Here is a 23,443-nt window from a genome sequence, read left to right as displayed (position 1 = left end):
CCGGTTGAAGTTGAAGCCTTCTGATCGAATCGCTACACTGAGTAGTGCCCCCGCTGCTAGCGTCGCTTCTGGAAACAGACCCGTGGCCCCCAGCGGGGTTTTCTCATGCCGGTTCCCCCTGTCCAGGGTGTGCCGGACGCCCGGTCCGCAGGGTCTGTTCCCGCTCGTGATTCTTCTCGGAGGGGGGCGGAGGATGGGCTCGGGCTGCCTGGTCCTGGTCGACGGATGGAACCACTACGTCGCGGCGGTGCGGTGCTTCGGATACGGGGCCGCGACCAAGTTCCCCGTCGACCGGCTGGCCCTCCACCTGGCCGCCGCGACGGGCACGGACACCGTGCACGACGCCGCCGTGGTCATGGCGCTGCCGGACCGCAACCACCCCGGCGAGGAACCCCAGTTCCACGCCTGGCGCAAACGGATGCGCGCCCTGCGCAACTACGGCGTACGCCACGAACACGCGCGGTTCAGCTATCACCAGCCGTCCTGCGACCAGTGCCGGACCACTCTGGACCGGCGGGTGACCTGCGTGAACTGCGGCGCCACGAACACCCCGGCGGGCCGTCGCAAGGAGAAGGGCGCCGACATCAGGCTCGCCACCCTCGCCCTGCGCGGCGCCTGGCAGCAGGAGTACTCCGCGCTCGTCATCCTGTCCCAGGACTCCGACTACGGCCCGATGGTCCAGGAGGTCAAGCAGGTCCACCGCGCCCAGGGCCGCCGGTACGAGCTGTACTCCGCGTTCCCCGTCTGCGACCGCCCCGAGCACGAACACCGGGCCGTGCCCGGCACCAGGGAGCTACGGCTGGACGCCGACGTCTACCGCGCCGTGACCGACCGGCCCCGCGTCCACGTCACCGACCGGGGCCCGGCGTCCTGACGGCACCCGGGGCGTCCCCGCGGCGACCGGCCGCGGCAGCCAGCGCAGCACGTCCTCGCAGTACTTGCGGAACTGCTCCATGAGGAGGGGGGAGGTGCCGGAGCTGCGGTTGTGCGCCATCGGTGTGCGCACCCGGGCCATCAGTTCCAGCCGCTCCCGCCACTCGTCCCTGGACCGGCCCAGGACGGGGCGGACCTGTTCCCAGTGCAGCATGATGATCGCCAAGAGGTCCTGCGGGTAGGCGTAGTCGAGCGGGCTCTCGTCGGGGGCCAGCTCCTTGAAGCCCTGGCGCATCCGCTGCCGGCGGTCCTCGCACCGGTCCATCAGGCGCTTCTGGGACTCCCGCAGCCGCAGCGGCCACAGATCGCCGTAGGCGCCGTGCAGCGCGGTGATCAGCCCGGCCCGCAGCCCGGTCTCCGTCCGGTGCCACAACGACCAGTCGTCCGAGCTGCCTTCGAGCAGTCCGAGGTACTCCTGGAAGTTCTCCGAGAACCCCACCCACCCGTCGTCGGCCGCTCGGATGATCCCCTCCTCGGCGAGCCGTTCGGCATCCTGAGGCTTCGCCGTGATCTGCGGTCCGAAGAGCACCTCCAACAGGGTGGTCAGGCGGTCCTCCTCGCGGAGCAGCTCCAGCATCTGCTCGTGGTGCCGGACGGTGAGACCGCTGGACGCCGCGACTGCCTCGCCGAGCTGGGGCGCGAGGTCGGCCGGGAGCGGGACCCCGTGGGCCGCCCACCGGTCGTGCAGCACCGACAGCAGCGCGGACGCCAGGAAGGGCTGCCCTCCCGTCTCCCGGCCCAGCCAGGACAGGACCGGCGGCCGCAGCGCGGCACCGACGTGCGGGGACCGCTCGAGGAGCGCGGTGAGTTCACGGGCGTCGAAGCAGCCCAGCGTCACCGGCAGTCCGAAGATCTGCGGGAAGGTGGAGAGTTCGGGGGTCGACTTCACGACGATGTCCGCCAGGGCCCGCCGGGAGGTGGTGATCAGGGCCACCCGTACGTCGGGCTCGTAGGCGAGGGAGCGCAGGTACTCGTACGGCGCCGACCGCCGGAAGACGGTGCGCGCGGCGTCGAACTCGTCCAGGACGGCGACCACTTGGAACCCGATGTGGCGCAGCCGGCGCAGATAGGTGCGCAGCCGCATCTTCATCTCGTCCCAGGTGACGGCCGCCGTGAACGACACGTACTGGGACTCCAGCCGGTCGGTGAGCAGATCGCGGTCGGAGATCCAGCCGTGGACGGCGTAGGCGAGTTCGCGGAAGAGCGACTGCTCAGAGTCGCAGCCGCTGACGGTGATCCACACGGGCACGAAGGTCCGGCCCCGCACGCTGCGGCCGATGGCCAACTGCTCCTGCACCTGCCGGGCGAGGCTCGACTTTCCCACTCGGGGCGGCCCGACGATCGACACCGACGCCGTCTCCAGCGAGGTGAACGTGCGGTTCCTGATCGAGCTGATCGCGCTCGCCCGGCCGACGAACTCCTCTCCGGCGACGGGGGAGCCGTATCCGGCGTAGGGATTGGTGAACAGGTGCGCGGGGCGGTCCGGTTCCGTCGGGTTCACGCCCATCGGTGCTGCAACCACTGGCTGAAGAGACCCACCCGGATGCGGTAACGGTTCCCGGAGAGGCGCTGGAGCACCTCGCGGCGTTCCAGGTCCTGGATGACCCGCGCCGCCTCCGGGTGGCCCTGGCCGTCACCCTCGTGGTACATGGCGCGGCCCACCTCCCGCCGGGTCGCGCGGAGGACCTCCATGACGAGGGCGCCGCTGATGTCGGTGACCTCGCTGTCCCCCGGGGTGAGCAGGTTGTCGAACTCGTTCTCGCCGAGGGTGGCCATGAGGCGGTCCGCCACGGCCTCCACGTCGGCGGGGCCGATGGCCGGACCGCGGACGTCCTCGCTGTTCATGTAGAGGACGAGTTCATGGCAGAACAGCTGGATGTAGTAGGGGCTCTGTCCGGTGAGTTCGAGGATGCGGTCCACGGCGTTGCCCCGGTACCGGCTGCCGCCCTCGGGCAGTCGGATCGGGTTCTCGATGAGGTCCTTGGCGTAGGTGCGCTCCAGATACGAGACCCGGGCTTCCGTGGCCACCTGGAACTCGTTGGGGAACTCCTGGATGAACCTCGGCATCAGGTCGTTGCCGACCAGGACGCAGCGGAAGAAGCCGCGTTCGAGCATCGCCTTCCAGCCCTTCATGAAGCTCTCGCGCAGGTTGCCGCCGCGGATCTCCTTGTGGACCATGCTGAACTCGTCGATGAGGAGCACGAGATGGCTGTCGGCGAGCGGCGGGGTCGCCTTGAGCCAGGTCAGCAGACGCCGCATGTACTCGGTGAAGCGCTGCTGCGGGGCGACCCGGATCTGCTCCAGGTCCGGCTCCGGAGGCGGGTCGATGTCCCAGTGCTGCTCCGCGACCACGTTGCTGATCGACCAGTGGAACTCGTCGCCGATCCGGTAGAGGAAGTCCGCGAGGGAGATGTCCCCGGCCAGGTCCTGGATGCTGAAACTCACCGCCAGGCTGGGCAGGGTGAGTTTCTCACGGAGGTGGAAGAGCACCGACGACTTCCCGGCGCGCTTCTGGCCGTAGACGATGACGCTGCCGCGGTGCGGGCCGGACACCGTCTCCGCCAGGTTCGCGATGAGGGGGTCGCGGCCCATGAACATGTCCGGGTTCTCCACCGGCAGGCCCGCGCTGTACGGATTGGGGATCTCGGTCCACTCGGTGTCGGTGTGCAACCGGATCGACTTTGGCTCCACCTCGGCCTCGACCCGCTCCTGCGAGCGCAGGGTGAACCCGATCCGGCTGACCAGCGTGATCAGTTCCTGCTCGATGGCCGGTCTGCCCGCCACCAGGGAGATCTGGCAGGTCTTCGACTCGCCCGCCGCGATCGACTCGGCCACCGCGACCGTGGCCTCCGTGGCCGTGTAGTCGTCGCTGGGCGGGACCGTCAGCACGACGTTGCTGACCGGGCTCGCGCCCGGCTCGTTGGACACTTCCAGCTGGACGTCCACCCGGCCTCCGCTGGGCAGATAGCGGTCGACGACCAGCTCCACCTTCAGGTTCTCCGGCTCCACGCTCTTCTGGTACAGCTCGAAGTGCTTCTTCAACTCGGCGTCGAGCAGGACCAGATAGGGGTGCAGGATCTGCAACGACAGCGCCGTCGGAGCGCTTTCGTACTCCTGGAGGTGGGCGCGGATCGTACGGCTGGTACCGCCGAAGAGGCGCTCGCGCTCGACGTAGACGCTCTGCCGTACGTACTGCCGCAGTTCCGTGACGACCGACCGGCAGTGTTCGACGCGGGCGCGGTCGGTGGCCGAGGCCAGGCCGATGACCTCCTCGGCGATGCGCTCCAGTTCGGCGGTGTGCCGGTCCAGGGCGGTGAGCGCCGGGCCCGTCTCGGCCAGGACGGTGATCTGGTGGTAGACGTCGCGCCGTTGGACGTCCTGCTTCGCCGCCCGCAGCCAGGCCTCGGTGAAGCTCGACTCGTCCGCGACCGTGACGTCCTCGTCGTCGAGGTGGTCGGTGAGGGCCTTCTGGAACAGCTCGCGGGTGGTGCGGTCCGCCCAGACCCGGCGGATCAGGCGGGTCACCGTCTCCCCGATCGTGGGCAGTGAGAGCAGCGTCACCAGGACCATCCGGGTGAGGTGTCTCTCGGCCATCACCAGGGCCAGCGCCTTCTCCAGGGACGGCAGCCGCCGCATGTCGAGGAGTTGGACACCGCTGTGCGTGAACGACATGACCAGCTGGCGGAGTTTGACGTCGACCAGGTCGTCCCAGTCGCTCTTGACGCTCACCGACTCCAGGTAGTAGGTGCGGATGACGTCCGGGTTGCCCTTCGCCTCGATGGCGCAGGCGTCTCCCATCGCCGCCGCGAAGTACCGCAGTCGGCTGCGGAACCGGTCGTCGGTGTTGCCGAGGTCGCGCATGATGCGGGCGGCCGACAGGTTGTAGTCGGCGCGCTCCCGGGGGAAGTTGCTGCCCAGACGGCCCTTGACCCGGCCCGAGACGAGGTCGTCCAGTCGTTTGATGTCGTCTTCCGTGAAGTTCCGCTTCGCGACCTTCTCCGCGCGCACGCCCCGGTACTCGCACCGGTCGAGATGGAAGGTGAGCAGGGGACTGAGGTGGGACGTCGCCGCGTACTGGAGTTGCAGGACGGCGTCGACCTTGGAGTAGACGTTGGTCTCCATCGCCTGGATGAGCTGGTCCAGGGCGGCGCGCAGCGGTTGCTGCCGGGGGTCGCGGGCGAGTTCCGACTCCAGGAGCTTGCGGGCCTCCTGCGGCTGGAACGTCTTGAGCAGGGCCATCGCGGTCCGGCCCACCAGCCGGACCCGTTCGTCGCCGGTGGGGCCCCGGTCGAGCATGCCGCGCAGCTCGGTGAGGGCCTCCTGCCAGCGTCCGGCGTGTTCCAGGATGGTGCTGCGCTGCTGGGACCAGTGCCACAGCTCGGCGTCGGTGACGAACAGGTGCCGGTGTTCCTGGAGGAGGGTCAGGGCCTCGTCCCGGCGGCGCATACGGGTCGACAGCAGGTTCACCAGTCGGCGTACGGCGCGCGCCCGTTGGTCGCCCTGCTCGATCGCCTGCTCGAAGAAGCGCTGCGCGGCCTGGTAGTCCTTGCGGCGCTGCGCGGCCTCGGCGCGGGCGTACGGCCCCTTGTCCTGTGCGGAGTTGTCGGAGGCCTCCTGGTTCGGCCGGGCGGTGCCCGCGGTGGCGCGGACCGACCCGCTCGCCGCGACGGCGCGGGCGCCCACCACCTGGGAGAGGTGCTTCTCCGCGCCCCAGGTCAACGAGTGTAGGGGGGCCAGGGACTTGAGCGTGCGCAGGGCCTGCCGGGCGGCCGTCAGGTCCCCCTGGCCGGCGCGGACGCGGACCTCCTCGGCGAGGGACCGTACGTGCGCGTCGTCCGCGGACGCCGGGGCCGGGGCCGGGGGAGTGGGGGCGGGCGGCGGGGCCGCCGGGCGGGGCGCCTGCGCGGCCGGGGCGAGGGGCCCGGCAGTGGAGGCGGGCGCCGGAGCGGAGACGACTGTCGGCGGCGTCCGCCGTGCCGGTGTCACGGGCACCGGCGCCGCCTGCACGGCGGGTGACGTCCGCACGGCGACCTGAGCGGGCGGGGCGGCGCGGGGCACAGGACGCGGGAACGGCGGCGGGGGCATCGGCGCCGGTGGCGTGACCCGTACGGGTGCGGCGGGCGCGGGCTCGGGGTGCACCGCGGTGGCCAGGACGTCGAACGCCCGGCCGGGCGCGCCGGGGTCGTCCCAGGCGCCGGCCGGGAAACCGGTCAGCGCCTCGCGGGGCGCGCACAGCAGGCCGCCGTGCAGAACGGTCAGCCGGGCCGGGCCGGGCTCCCAGACGGCGGCGTCCTGTACGAGGCCCGCGAGTTCGGCGGCGCCGACGCCGTCGACGAGGACGGCGGCGAGGAGCGCGAGGAGCGCCGGGTCGTCCGCGGGGTCGTCGTCGCGCAGGCAGTTGCGCAGGCTGGTGGCGTACGTCAGCTCTCCGGCATGCCGCTGGGCCACGGCCAGGTCGAAGCAGGACGAGCTGTCGTTGAGGGCGTCGGCGGCGTCGGCGAAGAGGTCGAGGGCCTTGGCGCGGTCACCGAGCAGCCAGACCATGCGTCCCGCGATCTGGAGACAGTCGGGCGCGTTGTAGTGCTCGGCGACCCAGCGCAGCCGGCCCGCGCAGTGACGGATCTTCGCCGTGTCCCTGACCTTCAGGGCGTAGCCGTAGCTGTTGCTGATGCTGAGCAGCTCCCGGACCAGAAGGTCGCGGGTGGCGTCGTCCAGGTCGTCCGTGTACACGGAGAAGTCCGGCTCGGCGATCCGCCACGGGAGGGCGCGGACCCGGAGGCCGAGATCCGTCAGGGCGTGCTGCGCGGCGGACGGCAGGCGGAACTCGGCGGGCGGCGGCTGGGGCGCGGCCTCCGCCACGGGAGCGGGCGAGCCGTCCGCTCCGCCGGTCCGGCCGTCCCCGGCGGGCGGCGGTCCGAGCGAGCGACGCTCGACCATCTGGATGGCCTCCGCCTCCAGGATGATCTCCGCGTCCGAGGTACGGATGACGAGGCAGTCCTCGTCGATCTCGGCAAGCGTTCCTTCAAAGCATTCCCCCGCGTGCATGCGCACCCGAATGCTGCTTCCGGGTAACACACGCGACTTGATCGGCCCAAGGCGCACAATCCGACCATACCCCGGCTTGTGATGTTCGGATGATTGATCGTCAGAATTTTGTGAACCATGTTTATGTGCTGTGGAGTTGACCGGAGGTCAATGCGATGCTGACGCCCGCCGCGGTCGTCCACGTCCGCCGCGCAGCCGCCCTGTGGCCGGAATTGATCCGTCCCCTCTCCTGATATGAGATCAGAAAGCCCCCCGGACATGGCATGTCGCCCCGGCCGGGGAGTGCGCAGCCTTCGGCTACCGGCTCGAACAGGTCGAACTGATTTACCACACGGGAAAGGTACGGCGGCCCTTTTGCGACGAAGTGAACTCGTGTGGGCGTCCGGTCCGTTGGCGGCACACCAAGCGTCGGCAACCTGACTAGCATGAGCGGGCTGCTTGATCCGGAAGGACGGTCGACGGGGGCGTCCCTCTCCGGTCAGCCGTCCTTCCGGTGCGTGGGCGACCAGCCGTCCTCCACGCGCCTCACCGCCGTCATGGACCGAGGGAACGCGGAATGCCACAGCTAGCTCGCCCCCGCCAGCGCCCGTCAGGGAAGGGCGCGCGCTCCCCCCGGGTGTTGTTCGCGGTGATCCTCCTCGCGGCGGCCGTCGGCGCCGGTGCCGTCACCGCGGCCGCGCCGGACGGGGCCCGCACCTGGGTGCTGGGCGCCGCGGCGGGATCCTGGGTGTGTCTCCTGGCCGTCTCGGCGCTCGCCTCGTCCCTGGTCGGACGGGCCCGGCGGACGGCCGACGCCTCCGCCGGGGAGATGCAGACGGCCGCCAAGGGCCGGATGGAGCAGAGCGTCGAGACCGCCCGCCTGGTCAACGTGACCCTGCCCGAGATCGCCAAGCGCGCCCAGGACGGACTCTCCGCCGAGGCGCTGCTCGCCGGGACCGGGCTCCCCGTCGACCCCCATCTGCGCCGGCTGCTGGAGGTCTTCACCACCGAGTTCGCCGCCGCCGCCCAGCGGACCCTCGTCGTCCAGGACGAGCTGGAACGGCTGCGCGGCGACCGCGGCAAGATCACCGCCGAGCTGGAGCACCTCTCCAACGAGACGCTGCCCGCCGCGGTCGCCCTGCTCCGGGAGGGCGGCTCCGCCGACACCGTCCTCGCCGCCTTCACCTGGCCGCAGAACCCGCTGCTGCGCGCCACCTCCGAGGCGTTCGTCCGCGAACTCGCCTACAGCGAACGCCGCTCGGCCGCCGCCCAGGCCGCCTCCGCGAAGGCGCTCAGCCGCGTCCAGGCCAAGTCCGTCAGCATGCTCGCCGACCTGCGGGACATGCAGGACCGGCACAGCGGCGAGGTCTTCGGAGACCTGCTCCGCCTCGACCACAGCACCTCCCAGCTCGGCCTGATGACCGACCGGCTCGCCCTGCTGATGGGCGGCCGCTCCAGCCGCGTCTGGAACAAGCCGATCGGTGTGGAGAGCATCCTGCGCGGCGCCGTCGGCCGGATCGCCGCCTACCGCCGGGTGCGGCTGCACTCCTCCAGCCGGGCCGCGATCAGCGGCTTCGCCGCCGAGGGCGTCATGCACCTGCTGGCCGAACTCCTCGACAACGCGGCCAACTTCTCGCCGCCCATCGACGAGGTCCACGTGTACGTGGAGGAGCGCAGCGCCGGACTCGTCGTCACGATCGAGGACAGCGGCCTGAAGATGTCCGACGCGGCCATGCGCCGCGCCGCCGAGTCCGTCTCCGGCCGGCACACCGACCTCGCCTCGCTCCAGGGCACCCGGCTCGGCCTCAGCGTCGTGGGACGCCTCGCCGTCAAGTACGGCATCAGCGTCAACTACCGGCCCTCCTCCCGCGGCGGCACCGGCGTCGTCGTCCTGCTGCCGCCCCAGCTGGTGTCCCAGCAGCGGGTCGCCGTACCGGAGCAGGGGCGGGTCGCCCCGGCCGCCGCCCCGGCCGACCCCGCGCCCGTCACCGCGCCGCCCGCCCCGCAACCGCTGCTGCCCGGCGCGCGGACGCCCGAGCCCCGGGACCCCGGCGTCCCCGCGGACGGCGAACCCGCCGCCGTGGGCTCCGGGGAGGCCACACCCCTCGGACTGCCGGTCCGGGCGCCCGGCCGCACCATGGCCGAGGCCGAGCAGGGCCGCCGCAGGCCCGCACCCGAGCCCGCTCCGGGCGCCCCCGACGCCGTGGGCGGCCCGGACACCCCCCGCGCGCCGCGGCCCGTCCGGGACGCGGGCGCCAGCTTCGGCGCGTTCCACCGGGGCCGCACCTTGGGCGGCGCCTCCCGCGCACCCGGCCGCGACGACACCCCCGGGGACCCGGGCGACGCCTCCTAGCGCCGGGCGTCCGCACCCCGGACCTCCGCCACCTCCCGGCCCGCGCACCCACCCCGAGGGTGCCGCGGCCCGCCCCCACCGATCGCCGCATCTCGCTGAATTGGAGGAACGGGACGGGTGACCGCCGACCGGTCCACACCCGCCCCACCCACCATGGACACCACTGACAACAGCCTCACCTGGCTCCTCGCGAACCTGCTGGAGCGCACCCCGGGCACCCGCCACGCGCTCGTCCTCTCGCGGGACGGACTCAAGCTCTGCTGGACCGAGCACCTCACGCTCGACCAGGCCGACCAGATGGCGGCGATCTGCTCCGGCATGCAGGCCCTCGCCCAGGGCGCCTCCGTCGAGTTCGGCGACGGCACCGGCGGCGTCCGCCACTCCATGACCGAGTTCCACGGCGGGCTGCTCTGCATCGTCGAGGCGGGCGAGGGCGCCCATCTCGCCGTCGTCGCGCAGGAGGACGCCGACCCCGGCGTCGTCGGCCACCAGATGACCGAACTGGTGGAGCAGATCGGGGAGCGGCTGAGGGCCGAGCCCAGGGCCACGGCCCCTCGCGGGGCCACCGCATGAACCGGGAACCCGTCGACATCGGTGATCCCGACCGGCTCTACATGATCACCGGTGGGCGCAGCGAGGCCGACGAACCCTTCGACGTCGTCACGCTCATCGTCAGCGAGAGCGCGCCGACCGCCGGAATGCAGTCGGAGCACCGCCGCATCCTCGACCTGTGCCGCCACCCGACGGCCGTGGTCGAGGTCTCCGCCGAACTCCGCCTGCCCATCACGGTCGTACGGATTCTCCTCGGCGACCTCCACGCCATGGGCAAGATCAGTGCCCGGCACCCGCGCGCGGCGGCGTCCGTCGCCTCGCTTCCCGAAACCGCCCTGCTCCAGGAGGTGCTCGTTGGGCTCCGCAACCTCTGAGCTGCCCGGCTCGCGCACGCCGCTGGCCGACGCCGCCGAGACCGGACTGAAGATCGTGGTCGTGGGCGGCTTCGGCGTCGGCAAGACCACCCTGGTGCGTTCGGTGAGCGAGATCCGCCCGCTGAACACCGAGGAGGTGATGACGCAGGCGGGCGAGGGCATCGACGAGACCACCGGGGTGGAGCGCAAGAGCACCACCACCGTCGCCTTCGACTTCGGCCGTATCTCCCTCAACCAGCGCATGGTGCTGTACCTGTTCGGCGCGCCCGGCCAGGAGCGGTTCTGGTTCCTGTGGGACCGGCTGTTCTCCGGGACCCTCGGCGCGGTCGTCCTCGTCGACACCCGCCGCCTCCAGGACTGCTGGTACGCGATCGACCGGCTGGAGCACCACCGCACCCCGTTCGTGGTGGCCGTCAACCGCTTCGACGACGACGAACGCCGTTTCCCCCTCGACGAGATCCGCCGCGCCCTGGCGCTGGGCGACCACGTACCGATGATCAACTGCGACGCGCGCGTGCGGTCCTCGGGCAAGGAGGTCCTGATCAGTCTGGTGGACCACCTCTACGCAATGGCACTCTCCCAAGAGAGGACACCTTGACCGAGACCAGCGGACCCCCCGCCGTGAGCACGCCGCCGCCCGGTTGTCCCGCCCACGCCTCCGGGCCCCCGTCCGCGTTCGCCGACGCGGCGCCGCTCGCGGGCCCGGAGTACCAGCAGACGCCCGCCCAGCTCTACCGGTCCATGCAGCGCAGGCACGGGCCGGTCGCGCCCGTCCTGCTCGACGGCGGCATCCCGGCCTGGCTGGTGCTCGGCTACCCCGAGGTCTGCTACGTCACCGGCCACGACGAGCTGTTCGCCCGGGACTCCCGCCGCTGGAACCAGTGGCCGCACATCCCGCAGGACTGGCCCCTCCTGCCCTACGTCGGCCACCAGCCGTCGGTGCTGTTCACCGAGGGGCCCGAGCACCAGCGGCGGGCCGGGGTCATCACCCAGGCGCTGGAGGGCGTCGACCAGTTCGAGCTGGCCCGCGAGTGCCAGCGGATCGCCGAGCAGCTGATCGCCGCGTTCGCCGGGCGCGGCGAGGCCGAGCTGATGAGCCGGTACGCGCACGCCCTGCCCGCCCGCGGCGTGCTGTGGATGTGCGGGATGCCGCAGGACAGCGAGGACACCGACCGCCTCGTCGAGGACCTGCGGATGTCCCTGGACGCCGGTGAGGGCGACGACCCGGTGGCCGCGTACGGCAGGGTCGGCGCGCGGATCATGCAGCTGGTGAAGGAGAAGCGGGAGCGGCCCGGCCCCGACGTCACCTCGCGGATGATCCACCACCCGGCGCGGCTCGCGGACGAGGAGATCGTGCAGGACCTGATCTCGGTGATCGCCGCCGCCCAGCAGCCCACCGCGAACTGGATCTGCAACACCCTGCGGCTGCTGCTGACCGACGAGCGGTTCGCGGTCAACGTCTCCGGCGGCCGGGTCAGCGTCGGCGACGCGCTCAACGAGGTGCTGTGGCTGGACACCCCGACACAGAACTTCATCGGCCGCTGGGCCGTGCGGGACACCCAGCTCGGCGGACGCCTGATCCGCGAGGGCGACTGCGTCGTCCTCGGGCTCGCCGCCGCCAACACCGACCCGCAGATCTGGCCCGAGGGGCACGTCGGCGCGGAGAACTCCGCGCACCTGTCCTTCAGCAACGGCGAGCACCGCTGCCCCTACCCGGCGCCGCTGCTGGCCGACGTGATGGCGCGCACGGCCGTCGAGACGCTCCAGGAGAACCTGCCCGACCTGGTGCTCGCCGTCGACGCGGACACGCTGGAGTGGCGTCCGTCCATCTGGATGCGCGGACTGAGCGCGCTCCCGGTGCGGTTCACGCCGCGCTGAGCCACGCGCAGGCCGCGCGGAGCGGTGCGGCGGGGGAGGCCCGCCGTCCCGTCCGAGCGGCCCTCGGCCGTCACAGGTCGGTCGCCGCATGCGGTCGGTCGTCACATGCGGTCGGCCGTACGGTCGTACCGGCGCCGCGTGGCATCGGCGTAGGCCGTACGGGTGGTGCGAGGTCGTGCGGGGCGCAGGGGCCGTGCGGGGCGTACGAGGCCGTGCGGGGCTTCGTCGGGGCCGCGCCGTGGTCCTGCCGGGCTACGGCCGGGCCGGGGCGACCGGGGTGAAGCGGACCGGGAGGGTCTGGGGGCCGCGGGTGAACACGCCCCGCTCGACCGGGTCGAAGCCGTCGGCGAGCCGCAGGTCGGGCATGGCGTCCAGGAGCTGGTTCACCCCGATCTCCACCTCCGCCTTCGCGAGGAGCGCGCCGACGCAGAAGTGCCGGCCGAGCGCGAAGGCCAGATGGTCGGCGGCGGCCGAGAACGCGGACGTCGTGGTGAGGTCGTCGCGGAAGATGTCGAACCGGTCGGGCTCGCGGAACCGGCGCTCGTCCCGGTTGGCGGCGCCGATCAGGCAGGTCACCGTCGCCCCGGCCGGAATGGTGCCGCCGGTCACCTCCACGTCGGTCGCCGACTGCCGCATGATCATGTGCACCGGCGGGGTGTAGCGCAGGGTCTCGGCGAAGGCCGCGGGTATCAGGCTCCGGTCGGCCCGGACCGCCGCCAACTGGTCGGGATGCGTCAGTAGATTGGCGAGGATGCCCGCGATCGCCTTGTCGGTGGTCTCCCCGCCCGCGGCGAGCAGCAGACTGCAGAACGCCTTGATGTCCTCGTCGCTCATCCGGACGCCGTCGACCTCCGCCGCGCACAGCGTGGACAGCAGGTCGTCGCCCAGGTTGTCGCGCCGTTCCCGGATGACCGGAATCATGTACTCGGCGAACTCGGTCCGGGTGCGTTCCCCGGCGGCGGCCACCTCGGGGTCGCCGGAGAGGTTGCCGAGGAAGGCGATCACGGTGGTGTACCAGCCGTGGAACCGGTCGTGGTCGCCCTTGTCGAGGCCCAGCATGTCGGCGATGACGTTGACCGGAAAGCGCGTCGCGTAGTCGGCCACGATGTCGGCCGACCCCGTGTGCCGGAAACCGTCCACGAGTTCGCGGGAGTTGCGCTCGATCACCGGCAGGAACTTCTCCTGGAGGTCGCTGCCGCGGAAGGCCGGGGCGACCAGCGCCCGGCGCACCGCGTGCTCCCGCCCGCTCAGTTGCAGGATCGTCTTGCCGTGCACCGGCTCGATCTGCCAGTCGTAGTTGTCGGTGGTGAACTCGGACTTCTTGTCCTTGAAGACCCGCTCCACGTCCTCGTAGCGGGAGATGATCCAACTCTGCATGGCCTCGTGCCAGATGAGCGGGTTCTTCTCCCGCATCACCGCATAGGCGGGGTAGGGATCTTCGGCGAACTCGGGCGAGAGGATGTCGGGTGCCTGCTGCGCGGTCGACACGGAACTCCTAAAAGGTGTGAGGTCCTGCTTCCTTGTCAGGCTATTGATCTTCCGGGGACTCATACAGGCCAGTCCTGGCCGAAGTTGAACGCTTGCCGATCGGCCACCGACCGAATTGCGACGTCCCCGGTCAGGCCCTCGGCCGGATCTCGAACAGCCGTCCGCCGGACGGAACATGGCGCTCGCGTCGCGGGCCCGTTTCTTGTGCGTTTCGCACGGCCGGTTGCTGACGTGTGTGACTGTCCGGGCCTCCCCGGCGGATGACACCGTCTTCCTCGTCGGTCCGGCAGCACGCCGGTACCGGCCACCGCGAGCAGGGGAAGCGAGGGAGTGGACGTGAACAAGGGATACGCCGTCTTCTGCGACGCCGACCGCCACTTCTACGACGCGCCCCACCGGCTCACCACGGACCCGGACGGCACGGCCGACCGCAGGTCGGCGCAGTACGCCGCCGCCCTCGCCCCCGTCCCCGACGGCTGGCGGCGCCACCGCAGCGGCGACTGGCTGGCGTTGCGCCCCGTCGACCACGAACTCCCCGCGCAGGGCTGGAAGATCCACGTCTCCGCCTGCCTCGGCAACGCCGAGCCGGTCCTCGACCGCGTCGCCGCCTACTGCCAACAGCACGGCATCGCGTACAAGTTCGTGCCCAGCCGCTACCTGCTGCACCAGCGCAACGCCAAGTACGCCGACCGCGCCGCGAGCGGCAAGTTCATCACCGTGTACCCGTCCGACGACGCCCACTGCGCCCGCACCGCGGACGACCTCGCCGCCCTCCTCGACGGCGAGCCCGGACCGTACATCCTCAGCGACCTGCGCTGGGGCGCCGGCCCCGTGCACGTCCGCTACGGCAGCTTCACGCTGCGCCACTGCTACGACGCCGACGGCGAACTGCGGCCCGCCGTCGCCCGCCCCGACGGGCGGCTCGTTCCCGACGTGCGCGGCCCCGTCTTCCAACTGCCCGACTGGATCGAGCCCCCCGCCTTCCTCGCGCCGCACCTCGCCGCCCGCGCCGCGGTCACCGTGGCCGAGCTGCCCTGCACCGTCGAGAGCGCGCTGCACTTCTCCAACGGCGGCGGCGTGTACCTCGGCCGCGACCGGGCCACCGGTGCGAAGGTCGTCCTCAAGGAGGCCCGCCCGCACGCCGGGCTCGCCGCCGACGGCGCCGACGCGGTGACCCGGCTGCGCCGCGAACAGGCCGCGCTGGAACGGCTGTCGGGGCTCGGCTGCACCCCCGAACCGCTCGGCACCTTCACCGTCGGCGACCACCACTTCCTGGCGATGGAGTTCCTGGAGGGCAAGCCCCTCAACACCTTCTTCGCCCGCCGCCACCCGCTCATCGACGCCGACCCGAGCCCGCAGGCCCTCGCCGACTACACCGCCTGGGCGCTGCGCATCCACGGACTCGTCGAGGACGCGGTGCGCGCCGTGCACGCCCGCGGGGTCGTCTTCAACGACCTCCACCTCTTCAACATCATGGTCTCCGAGGACGAACAGACCGTCGCCCTGCTCGACTTCGAGGCCGCCGCGCACATCGACGAGGGCCGCCGCCAGACCGTCGCCAACCCCGGCTTCGTCGCCCCCGCCGACCGGCGCGGCTTCGACGTCGACACCTACGCCCTGGCCTGTCTGCGCCTCGCCCTCTTCCTGCCGCTGACCAGCCTCCTCCCGCTCGACCCCGGCAAGGCCCGCCACCTCGCCGACATCGCCGCCGAACAGTTCCCCGTCGACCGGGCGTTCCTGGACGAGGCGGTCGCCGAGATCACCCGCGGCACCGAGCCCCCGCCGCCCGGACCGTACCTGCCGGTCCCGCCCGGCGACTGGCCGCGCAGCCGCGACTCCCTGGTCCGCGCCGTGCTCTCCTCCGCCACCCCCGACCGCGAGGACCGCTGCTTCCCCGGCGACATCGCCCAGTTCGCCACCGCGAGCGGCGGCGCCACCTTCGGCTACGGCACCGCGGGCGTCCTCCACGTCCTCGCCGAGACCGGCGCGCCCCCGCACCCCCAGGCCGAGGAGTGGCTGCTGCGCCGCACCAAGGAACCGGAGTCCGGCACCCCCTTCGGCTTCTACGACGGCCTCGCCGGGATCGCCTGGACCCTCGACCGCCTCGGCCACCCCGAACAAGCCCTGGAACTCGCCGACTTGATGCGGGGCCGGGCCCTGGAGGGCATCGCCCCCGACCTGCACGGCGGGCTCGCGGGCATCGGACTCGCCCTGGACTCCCTCGCCGCCACCACCGGCACCCCCGCCCTCCACGACGCCGCCCTGCGGTGCGCCGAGCTGGTCGCCGACGCCGTCCCCCGGATCACCCGCGCCGGACTGCTGTACGGGGCGTCCGGAGCGGCCCTGCTCTTCCTCCGCCTCCACGAACGCACCGGCGACACCGCCCTCCTGGACCTGGCGGGCGACGCCCTGCGGCGCGACCTCGCCCACTGCGTGCACGGCGCCTACGGCACCCTCCAGGTCGACGAGGGCTGGCGGACCATGCCGTACCTCGGCGCGGGCAGTGTCGGCATCGGCATGGTGCTCGACGACTACGCCGCCCACCGCCCCGGCCCCGAACTCGACGTGTCCCGGCGGGAGATCGTCCAGGCCGCGCAGGCCACCTTCTACGCCCAGCCCGGACTCTTCCGGGGCGCCGCCGGCATGGTGCTGCACCTCAGCCGCACCACCGCGCCCGGCCCCGGCACCGCCCCGCACGACGTACGCCGCCAGATCGACGCCCTCGCCCGGCACGCCGTGCCCTACCGGGGTGAACTCGCCTTCCCCGGCGAGCAGATGATGCGGCTCTCCATGGACCTCGCGACCGGCACCGCCGGCTGCCTCCTCGCCCTCGGCAGCGCCGCCTCCGACGGAGACGTGCACCTGCCGTTCCTCCCGCCGCTCCGGCGGCGGCCCCAGGCCGGTCCCACCCAGGGACCGTGAACAGCACCACCCGCACCACCCCGCACACGTCCGTGCGGACCGCTCACCGTCCCCATCACCGAAAGGAAACGACCATGACGCTGCTCGACCTCCAGTCGATGGACACCCCGAAGGAAGAGGCCACCGGCGACGTCGCCACCGGCAGCCGCGCCAGCCTGCTGCTCTGCGGCGACAGCAGCCTCTCCATCACGACCTGCAACTAGATCCGTCGGCCGGTTCCGCGCGGCCCTGTGCCGCGCGGGCCGGCCTTCGGCCGCCGCCCCCGCGGGCGGCCCGCAAGGACGCGCTCCCGCCGCTCCCGCCGCTCCTCAGGGGGAGGACACCTCCGCGATGACCTCCGTCCCGGACGCCCCGGCCCAGGACCCGGCCCCCGCCCCGCCCGCCCCGGACGGCGCCCGCGACGAGGACCCGGAGGCGCCCTCCGCCACGGCACCGCGGGCGACCCCGTCCACCGCCACGGACGCCGCCCCGGCCACGGACCCCGACGACACCCCCGCCACCCTCGCCGCCCGCGACCGCGCCCTGCGCGGCGCCCTCCGGCACAGCCGCGGGCACGCCCTCGCGGTCCTCCTCTGCTCCCTCGCCTCGGCGCTGGTCACCCTCGCCGAACCCGCCGTCCTCGGCCACGCCCTGGACCTGCTCCTCGCCCACGACCCCGGCGCGCGCCCCTGGGTCGTGCTGTGCGCGGGGCTCGTCGTCGCGGAGATCGTCCTCGACGCCGCGACCGCCGTCCTCGCCGGTACGGTCGACGCCCGCTCCGCTGCCTGGCTGCGCCTGCGCGCGCTCGACGGGCTGCTGCGGGCCGACCCCCACCGGGCCGGGGCCCGCTTCGCCCCTGGCGACCTCGCCACCCGGCTCACCGCCAACGCCGCCGAGGCGGGCACCGTCCCGGCCGCCGCCGCGGGCGCCCTGGCCGCCGTACTGCCCCCGCTGGGCGCCCTGGCCGCGCTGGCCCTCATCGACGGGTGGACGGCCGCCGCGTTCCTGCTCGGCGTCCCGCTGCTGGTGCTCCTGCTGCGGGCGTTCGCCCGCTCGTCGTCCCTCGCCGTGGGCCGCTACCAGCGCGTCCAGGCCGACATGGCCGACCGGCTCGCCGAGGTGCTGGCGGGCGCCCACACCGTCGCCGCCGCGGGCACCGCCGACCGTGAACGGCGGCGCGTCCTCGCCGGGTTGCCCCTCCTCGGCGCCGAGGGCCGCGCGATGTGGCGGGTCTACGGCCGTGCCGTCGCCCGCGGCGGGGTGCTGATGCCGCTCCTCGTCTGCCTCGTCCTGGCCGTCGGCGGGGTCCGGCTCGCCGCCGGGCACCTGGACGTCGGCGACCTGGTCGCGGCCTCCCGGTACGCGGCGCTGGCGGCGGGCGCGGGCGCGGTGGCCGGGGTGCTCGCCACCCTGGTCAGGGGCCGCGCGGCGGCCCGCCGCAGCGCCGCGCCGACCGTGCTGCCCCCGGTCGCCCACGGACCGCTCACCCTGCCCGCCGACGGCCCCGGCACGCTCGAACTCCGGGGCGTCGGTAACGGGCAGGACGGGGTGCGCGTCCTGGACGACGTCACCCTCACCCTGCCCGGCGGGACAACCGTCGCCGTCGTCGGCCGCTCCGGAGCGGGCAAGTCGGCGTTCGCCGCCGTCGCGGGGCGGCTCACCGACCCCGACGAGGGCCGCGTCCTGCTCGACGGCGTGCCCCTGGACCGGCTGGACGAGGGGGAGTTGCGCCGCGCGGTCGGACACGCCTTCGCACGGCCCGCCCTCCTCGGAGCCACCGTCGCCGACGCCGTCGCCTTCGGCGCCGTGACCCCGACACCGGACGAGGTGCGGGCCGCGGCGCGCGCGGCGGGCGCCGACCCGTTCGTCACCCGCCTCCCGCACGGCTACGACACCCTCCTCGACGACGCGCCCCTGTCCGGCGGCGAACGCCAACGCCTCGGCCTGGCACGGGCGTTCGCGCACGCCGGGCGGCTGCTCGTGCTGGACGACGCGATGTCCGGCCTCGACACGGTCACCCAGCGCGAGGTGGAACGCGCCCTCGCCCGCGACGTCCGCCCCGGCACCCGCATCCTCGTCGCCCACCGCCTGTCGACCGCGGCCGCCGCCGACCTGGTCGTCTGGCTGGACACCGGCCGCGTCCGCGCCACCGGCCCCCACCACGACCTGTGGCGCAACCCCGCCTACCGCGCGCTGTTCGCGGCGGGCGGGCACCCAACGGGCCCGGACCCCGGACACGCGGCACCCGGCGGGCGACCGCCGACCACGGCACCTCCCGCACCCCCCGAGGAGGCCCGGTGACCACGCTCGAAGACGCCGCTCCGCGCAGGGGGCTCCGCCGCGTCCGCCGGGGGCGCGACAGCGAGCGGGGCGCCCTGCGCCGGGTACTGCCCGAGGGGCGGAGGTTCCTGCGCGGGCGCGGGCGGGTCCTCCTCGCCCTCGCCGGGTGGTCCCTGCTGGAGGCCGCGCAGACCTTCCTTTCCGGATACGGCGTCGCCCGCGCCCTCGACGACGGCTTCCTCGCCGGACGCACCGGCACCGGCCTGCTCTGGCTCGCCGTCGCCGCGGGCGCCACGTTCCTCGGCGGCCTCGCGGTCCGGGGCGTCTTCGGCGCGCTCGCCGGGCTGGTCGAGCCGTTCCGGGACGGCCTGGTGCGGCGGGCGGTGGACCAGGCGCTCGGCGCCGCCCTCGCCGACCCCGCCCGCGCCGACCCGACCGCCGCGGTGTCCCGGCTCACCCACCAGACCGAGATGGCCCGCGACAGCTTCGCCGGACTCGTCCTGACCGCCCGCTCGTTCGTCTTCACCGCCGCAGGCGCGCTGCTCGGCCTGGCCGCGCTCGCCCCCGCGCTGCTCCTCGTCGTCGTCCCCCCGCTGCTGGCCGGGCTGCTCCTGTTCGCCGCCACCTTTCCCCCCATGGCCGCCGCCCAGCGGGCCTGCCTGGACGCCGACGAGGCGCTGGCCGCGCGGGCGGGACGGATCGGCGCCGGACTCCGCGACATCGCGGCCTGCGGCGCCGGGCCCCGCACGGCCGCCGACACCGGCCGCCTGATCGCCGCCCAGGAACGGCTCGCGCGCGCCCTCGCCCGGTGGGCGGCCGTACGGACGCTCGCCCTCGGCGCGGCGGGCCGCCTGCCCGTGGTGGCGCTGCTCGCGGCCACCCCCTGGCTGCTCGACGGCGGGCTCACCGCGGGCGCCCTCCTCGGCGCCCTCACCTACCTGGTGCAGGCCCTGCTGCCCGCGCTGCACGAGCTGATGACCGCCTTCGGCACGGCCGGCACGCGCCTCCTGATCGTCCTCGACCGCTTCACCACCCGCCCCGACACCCCACCGAGCCCGCGACCGGCCCCGCCGCCCGGCGCCCCGTCCCGGCCGCCCCGTCGGGCGCCCGCCGCCGAACTGCGCGGGGTCACCTTCGCGTACGGACCCGCCGCCCGCCCCGTCCTGCGCGACCTGGACCTCACCGTGGCGCCGGGCGAGCACCTGGTGGTCGTCGGACCGAGCGGCATCGGCAAGTCCACCCTCACCGCGCTGCTCGCCGGGACCCTCACCCCCGCCACCGGCTCGATCCGGGTCGCGGGCGCCCCGGTGGGCCCCGGCGGCCCGCCCGACCGGCTCCTGCGCCGCACGCTCCTGCCCCAGCAGGCGTACGTCCTCACCGGCACGGTCGCCGAGAACCTGGCGTACCTCCGTCCCGACGCCACCCGCGCCGACCTCGACCGCACCGTCCGCGCCCTGGACCTGGACGGCCTCGTACGGCGCCTCGGCGGCCTGGACGGCGTGGTGGACCCGCGCCGTCTCTCACCGGGGGAGCGCCAGCACCTGGCCCTCGGCCGCGCCCACCTCTCTCCCGCGCCCCTCCTCCTCCTGGACGAGGCCACCTGCCATCTCGACCCGGACACCGAGGAACGCGCCGAACGGGCGCTGGCCGCCCGCCCCGGCACCCTGGTGCTGGTCGCCCACCGCATCAGCTCGGCCGTACGCGCCGACCGCGTCCTCGTCCTCGACGGCGACCGCGCCCTGTGCGCCCCGCACGACGTCCTGCTGGGGCGGTCGGAGCTGTACCGGGACCTGGTCGGCCGCTGGGACGCGGAGACGGACATGGGGGCCGGTGCCGAGGCCGCCGACGCGGGCGCGGATGCGGGTGGGGCGGACACCCGCCCGGCCGCCCGGTCCTGACGGCCCGTCCCGGGCGGTGCCGGAACGATCCGCCTACAGGGCGGACCGGTCCGGGGAAGGAACGTCAGACCCAGCCCGCGCCGCGCGTGATGCGTATCGCGTCTATGCGGTTGCGGGCCCCGACCTTCCGCGTCGCGGAGGCCATGTAGTTGCGCACCGTGCCGTTGGACAGGTGCAGCCCGCGCGCTATCTCCGCCACCGACTCCCCTTCGGCGGCCCGCGAGAGGACGCTCAGCTCCCGTGCCGTCAGCGGCATCCGGGACGCCTCCAGGAAGCCGTAGGCGAGCGAGTCGTCCACGAACCGCCCGCCCGCCGCGACCTCCGTGATGCCCTTGATCAGCCGCTGCGCCGAGCCGTACTTGTCCACGAAGCCCAGCGCCCGCGCCTCGAAGGCCCGGCGCAGCGCCCCCGGCCGTCGCGCCGACGCCAGGACCACGAGCCCCGCGCCCGGCACCACGGCCTCCCCGGGCGCCCTCCCGGCACCCGCACCGTCCTCTAACAGCAGCCGCGCGTCCGGACAGTCGAGGTCCACCAGACAGACGTCCGGACCGCTCCCGCCGGTGTGCGCCGGATACCACGGGTACCCGGCGTACTCCGCGTGCCCGGCGTGCCCCGTGTACTCCGCGTGCTCCCGGACCGACCGCCAGCCGGTCGCTCTCACGTCGAACGAGGTCTCCGTCCGCAGCAGCGCCTCCAGCGCCGATCGCATCAGGCTGACACTGTGCAGCACGAGCACCGTGGTCATGGCCGTCCCCTCCCGTTGGCGGACCCCGGACCGAACACGCCGGGTATCCGTATGGTCACCCATCCGGCTTCCCAAGGTGGTCGGCGCGGAACCACGTACGCCACCCGGCAGTGGCGCGCCCCCGACTCTCCCGCGCGCCCCCCGCTCCCCGCGCGCCCCCGCCGAGGGGGCGTGTGCCGCCCGCGAACCGGCGCGTCGTCCCTGGTGACGCGCCCGCCCGCCGCACCGGCCCGCACCGCGCCGCCGGACGGGCCGCGGGAGGAGGGGGCGAGTTCCGGCCGCGGGCGCACCCCCGATCGGCGCGATCCCGTCGCTCCGGGTGGGGCTCAGGTGGCGTGCGGTGCGGGTGGGACGTGCGGGGCGGCCGGGGCGTCGGCCGACGGAGGGGACGACGTATCGGCGTGCGCGGACGGGGCACCGGCGAGGGCCTCCTCCGCGTGCCGCCGGTGGGCGCGCAGGCGTCGCAGGTACGAGCGCGCCATCGGCCCCGGCGGCACGCCGCGCGCGAAGGCGCGCATGTTGCGCTCGCCCGCGTTGTAGCCGAGAGCGAGGAGTTCGTCGCGCGTGCAGCGGCGGGTGTGCCGTTCGGGCAGCCGCCGGTCGAGGTCGGCGAGGTGGAGGGCGACGACCCGGATCGCGAACGCGGGGTCGTCGCGCAGGTCCTGCCAGCGCGCCGCCAGTCCGTGCGCGCGCCGCACCTCCTCGAAGGCGGCCCGGTGCATGTTGCCGACCCCGAACGACGCCCCCGGCTTCCACCACTGCCACAGCCGCTCCATCAGCGGGTGGTGCGGCTTGTAGGCCTCGTTGTGCAGGACGGCCATCACCAGCACCGGTGAGACCCCGGCCTCGGCGGCGCTCTCCCGCACGCACGGCGCGTAGTCGGCGGGGTCGTAGCGGGCGGGCCGCAGGGGCGGGGTGGGCGCGGTCGGTGGGACCGCGGGGGCCGCCGGGGCCGGTGGGGTGGCCGGGGCGGGCGGGGTCGCGTCGAGGGGCACGGTGCGTACTGCCTTTCTTCGTCGTCGTGGGTCCTGGTGCCCGCGCGGCCCCGCATGAGTCCTGGGCGGGGACGCCGCCGCCCGCCTCGGGCGACCAATGCGAATGCCCGTCAGTTCCTCGGAGAAACGATCGAATATGAGGGCGTGTTCGGTGAGTGCGGGGGCAATCGATGGTCAGGAGGTTGATACATATGGTTCCCCTTTTGCTCGTTCTTCTGCTGGCCCTGGTCCTCTTCGGTGCGGGTTTCGCCCTGAAGGCACTGTGGTGGATCGCGGTCATCGTGCTGGTGCTGTGGGTGCTGGGCTTCGTCGTCCGGCCCGCCGGAAGCGGTGGCCGCAAGGGCCGCTGGTACCGCTGGTGACCGGCAGCGGCGCCGCCGCGACCGGAGCGCGCACGAACGGCCGCCCAGCCTGACGGCCGGCAGTACACGACAAGGGGGCCCGCAAGGGCCCCCTTTCGGGCGTGGAGGCCCCCTATCCGGGCCCCCGGCCGACGGTCACCCCCCGCGCCGCCCTGTCCCTCCTCCGCCCCCACCCCCCGGCAGCCCTTCCCGTACCGCCTCCCGGAACGTCGGGCAGTCGAGGAGGGACGGGGCGCGGCAGGTCAGGGCGTGGGCGAGGCGGGTGCGGGCGGCGGTGAGGGCGGCGATGCGGGTGTCCAGGTCGGCGCACTGGGCGGCCAGCAGGTCCCGTACCTCGGCGCGTCCGGCGGCGAGGACCGCGGCCACCTCGGCGAGGGAGAAGCCGGTGGCGCGGGCCCCGAGGATCAGGGCCACCCGGTCGAGGGCCTCGGGGCGGTAGGTGCGGCGCAGTCCGTCGCGGCCGTACGGGGTGAGCAGGCCCAGGCGTTCGTAATAGCGCAGCGCCGAGGGGGCGACTCCGGTGCGCGCGGCCAGTTCGCCGATGTCGAGAAGGTCGGGCGGGCGGTCCGGCAACGGGGGCCTCCCGGCGGCGCGTTGACTTGAAGTCCGGTTCAAGTGCCACCGTAGCCGCAGGGCGCGGCGGCCCGACGCGGTGCCGTC

General features: G+C 73.8%; 17 protein-coding genes. 11 read left to right on the top strand and 6 right to left on the bottom strand.

What is annotated here, in order from left to right:
- Positions 1–193 precede the first annotated feature (193 nt).
- The gene (locus ACIQPQ_RS15520; RefSeq protein WP_401303911.1) at positions 194–874 is read left to right on the top strand and encodes an NYN domain-containing protein; all 681 of its coding nucleotides are present in this window, start codon (positions 194–196) and stop codon (positions 872–874) included.
- On the opposite strand, the gene ACIQPQ_RS15515 is transcribed toward ACIQPQ_RS15520, so the two are convergent.
- Together ACIQPQ_RS15515 and ACIQPQ_RS15510 are read right to left on the bottom strand one after the other, a co-directional pair.
- Entirely contained in the window at positions 794–2,455 is a 1,662-nt protein-coding gene (locus ACIQPQ_RS15515; RefSeq protein WP_401303909.1) for an AAA family ATPase, read from the bottom strand. The two genes, ACIQPQ_RS15520 and ACIQPQ_RS15515, sit on opposite strands and share 81 nt — an antisense overlap.
- On the bottom strand, positions 2,431–6,978 hold the full coding sequence (locus ACIQPQ_RS15510) for a hypothetical protein (protein ID WP_401303906.1): 4,548 nt from the start codon (positions 6,976–6,978) through the stop codon (positions 2,431–2,433). Before ACIQPQ_RS15510 ends, ACIQPQ_RS15515 begins: the two co-directional genes overlap by 25 nt.
- A 556-nt stretch (positions 6,979–7,534) precedes the next feature.
- Between ACIQPQ_RS15510 and ACIQPQ_RS15505 the strand changes: the two genes are divergently transcribed.
- From ACIQPQ_RS15505 to ACIQPQ_RS15485, 5 genes are all read left to right on the top strand, one after another.
- Positions 7,535–9,310 carry a sensor histidine kinase gene (locus ACIQPQ_RS15505; protein WP_401303903.1) on the top strand — a complete coding sequence of 592 codons (1,776 nt, stop codon included), beginning with the start codon at positions 7,535–7,537 and terminating at the stop codon, positions 9,308–9,310.
- A 153-nt stretch (positions 9,311–9,463) separates the two neighbouring features.
- Entirely contained in the window at positions 9,464–9,883 is a 420-nt protein-coding gene (locus ACIQPQ_RS15500) for a roadblock/LC7 domain-containing protein (RefSeq protein WP_383767167.1), read from the top strand.
- On the top strand, positions 9,880–10,236 hold the full coding sequence (locus ACIQPQ_RS15495) for a DUF742 domain-containing protein (protein WP_383766441.1): 357 nt from the start codon (positions 9,880–9,882) through the stop codon (positions 10,234–10,236). Before ACIQPQ_RS15500 ends, ACIQPQ_RS15495 begins: the two co-directional genes overlap by 4 nt.
- Positions 10,217–10,834, top strand: coding sequence for a GTP-binding protein (locus ACIQPQ_RS15490; protein ID WP_401303899.1), 618 nt, complete (start codon positions 10,217–10,219; stop codon positions 10,832–10,834). Before ACIQPQ_RS15495 ends, ACIQPQ_RS15490 begins: the two co-directional genes overlap by 20 nt.
- Positions 10,831–12,114, top strand: coding sequence for a cytochrome P450 (locus ACIQPQ_RS15485; RefSeq protein WP_401303897.1), 1,284 nt, complete (start codon positions 10,831–10,833; stop codon positions 12,112–12,114). Before ACIQPQ_RS15490 ends, ACIQPQ_RS15485 begins: the two co-directional genes overlap by 4 nt.
- Before the next feature lie 252 nt (positions 12,115–12,366).
- Here ACIQPQ_RS15485 and ACIQPQ_RS15480 read toward each other — a convergent pair whose 3' ends face one another.
- On the bottom strand, positions 12,367–13,602 hold the full coding sequence (locus ACIQPQ_RS15480) for a cytochrome P450 (protein WP_401303895.1): 1,236 nt from the start codon (positions 13,600–13,602) through the stop codon (positions 12,367–12,369).
- Between the two features lie 336 nt (positions 13,603–13,938).
- Here ACIQPQ_RS15480 and lanKC point away from each other — a divergent pair, with 336 nt between their 5' ends.
- The 4 genes from lanKC to ACIQPQ_RS15460 all read left to right on the top strand — a co-directional run bounded on the left by lanKC (position 13,939) and on the right by ACIQPQ_RS15460 (position 20,681).
- Complete coding sequence (lanKC, locus tag ACIQPQ_RS15475; protein ID WP_401303893.1) at positions 13,939–16,524, top strand: class III lanthionine synthetase LanKC; 2,586 nt, start codon at positions 13,939–13,941, stop codon at positions 16,522–16,524.
- Between the two features lie 74 nt (positions 16,525–16,598).
- Positions 16,599–16,727, top strand: a complete 129-nt coding sequence (locus ACIQPQ_RS15470) for a SapB/AmfS family lanthipeptide (RefSeq protein ID WP_383766428.1) — start codon at positions 16,599–16,601, stop codon at positions 16,725–16,727.
- Positions 16,728–16,854: 127 nt separating this feature from the next.
- A complete protein-coding gene (locus ACIQPQ_RS15465) occupies positions 16,855–18,804 on the top strand; it encodes an ATP-binding cassette domain-containing protein (protein WP_401303889.1) in 1,950 nt (649 codons plus the stop codon).
- Positions 18,801–20,681: an ATP-binding cassette domain-containing protein gene (locus ACIQPQ_RS15460; protein WP_401303887.1), complete on the top strand. Its 1,881-nt coding sequence runs from the start codon at positions 18,801–18,803 to the stop codon at positions 20,679–20,681. Before ACIQPQ_RS15465 ends, ACIQPQ_RS15460 begins: the two co-directional genes overlap by 4 nt.
- A gap of 64 nt (positions 20,682–20,745) precedes the next feature.
- Here ACIQPQ_RS15460 and ACIQPQ_RS15455 read toward each other — a convergent pair whose 3' ends face one another.
- Both ACIQPQ_RS15455 and ACIQPQ_RS15450 read right to left on the bottom strand, forming a co-directional pair.
- On the bottom strand, positions 20,746–21,426 hold the full coding sequence (locus ACIQPQ_RS15455) for a LuxR C-terminal-related transcriptional regulator (protein WP_401303884.1): 681 nt from the start codon (positions 21,424–21,426) through the stop codon (positions 20,746–20,748).
- A gap of 326 nt (positions 21,427–21,752) precedes the next feature.
- Positions 21,753–22,421: a lytic transglycosylase domain-containing protein gene (locus tag ACIQPQ_RS15450; RefSeq protein WP_401303881.1), complete on the bottom strand. Its 669-nt coding sequence runs from the start codon at positions 22,419–22,421 to the stop codon at positions 21,753–21,755.
- A 191-nt stretch (positions 22,422–22,612) separates the two neighbouring features.
- On the opposite strand from ACIQPQ_RS15450, the gene ACIQPQ_RS15445 reads away from it, so the two are divergent.
- Positions 22,613–22,783 (top strand): hydrophobic protein, encoded by a 171-nt coding sequence (locus ACIQPQ_RS15445; protein ID WP_383766414.1) that lies wholly within the window; start codon positions 22,613–22,615, stop codon positions 22,781–22,783.
- Positions 22,784–22,918: 135 nt separating this feature from the next.
- Here ACIQPQ_RS15445 and ACIQPQ_RS15440 read toward each other — a convergent pair whose 3' ends face one another.
- Positions 22,919–23,356 carry a MerR family transcriptional regulator gene (locus ACIQPQ_RS15440; protein ID WP_401303880.1) on the bottom strand — a complete coding sequence of 146 codons (438 nt, stop codon included), beginning with the start codon at positions 23,354–23,356 and terminating at the stop codon, positions 22,919–22,921.
- Between the last annotated feature and the right edge of the window lie 87 nt (positions 23,357–23,443).

Origin of the sequence: Streptomyces sp. NPDC091281 (assembly GCF_044757425.1) — a bacterium.
In the GTDB taxonomy this organism is placed as follows: Bacteria; Actinomycetota; Actinomycetes; order Streptomycetales; family Streptomycetaceae; genus Streptomyces.
Note: the sequence above shows the minus strand (reverse complement) of the source record. Positions and strands in the feature narration are given on the sequence as shown.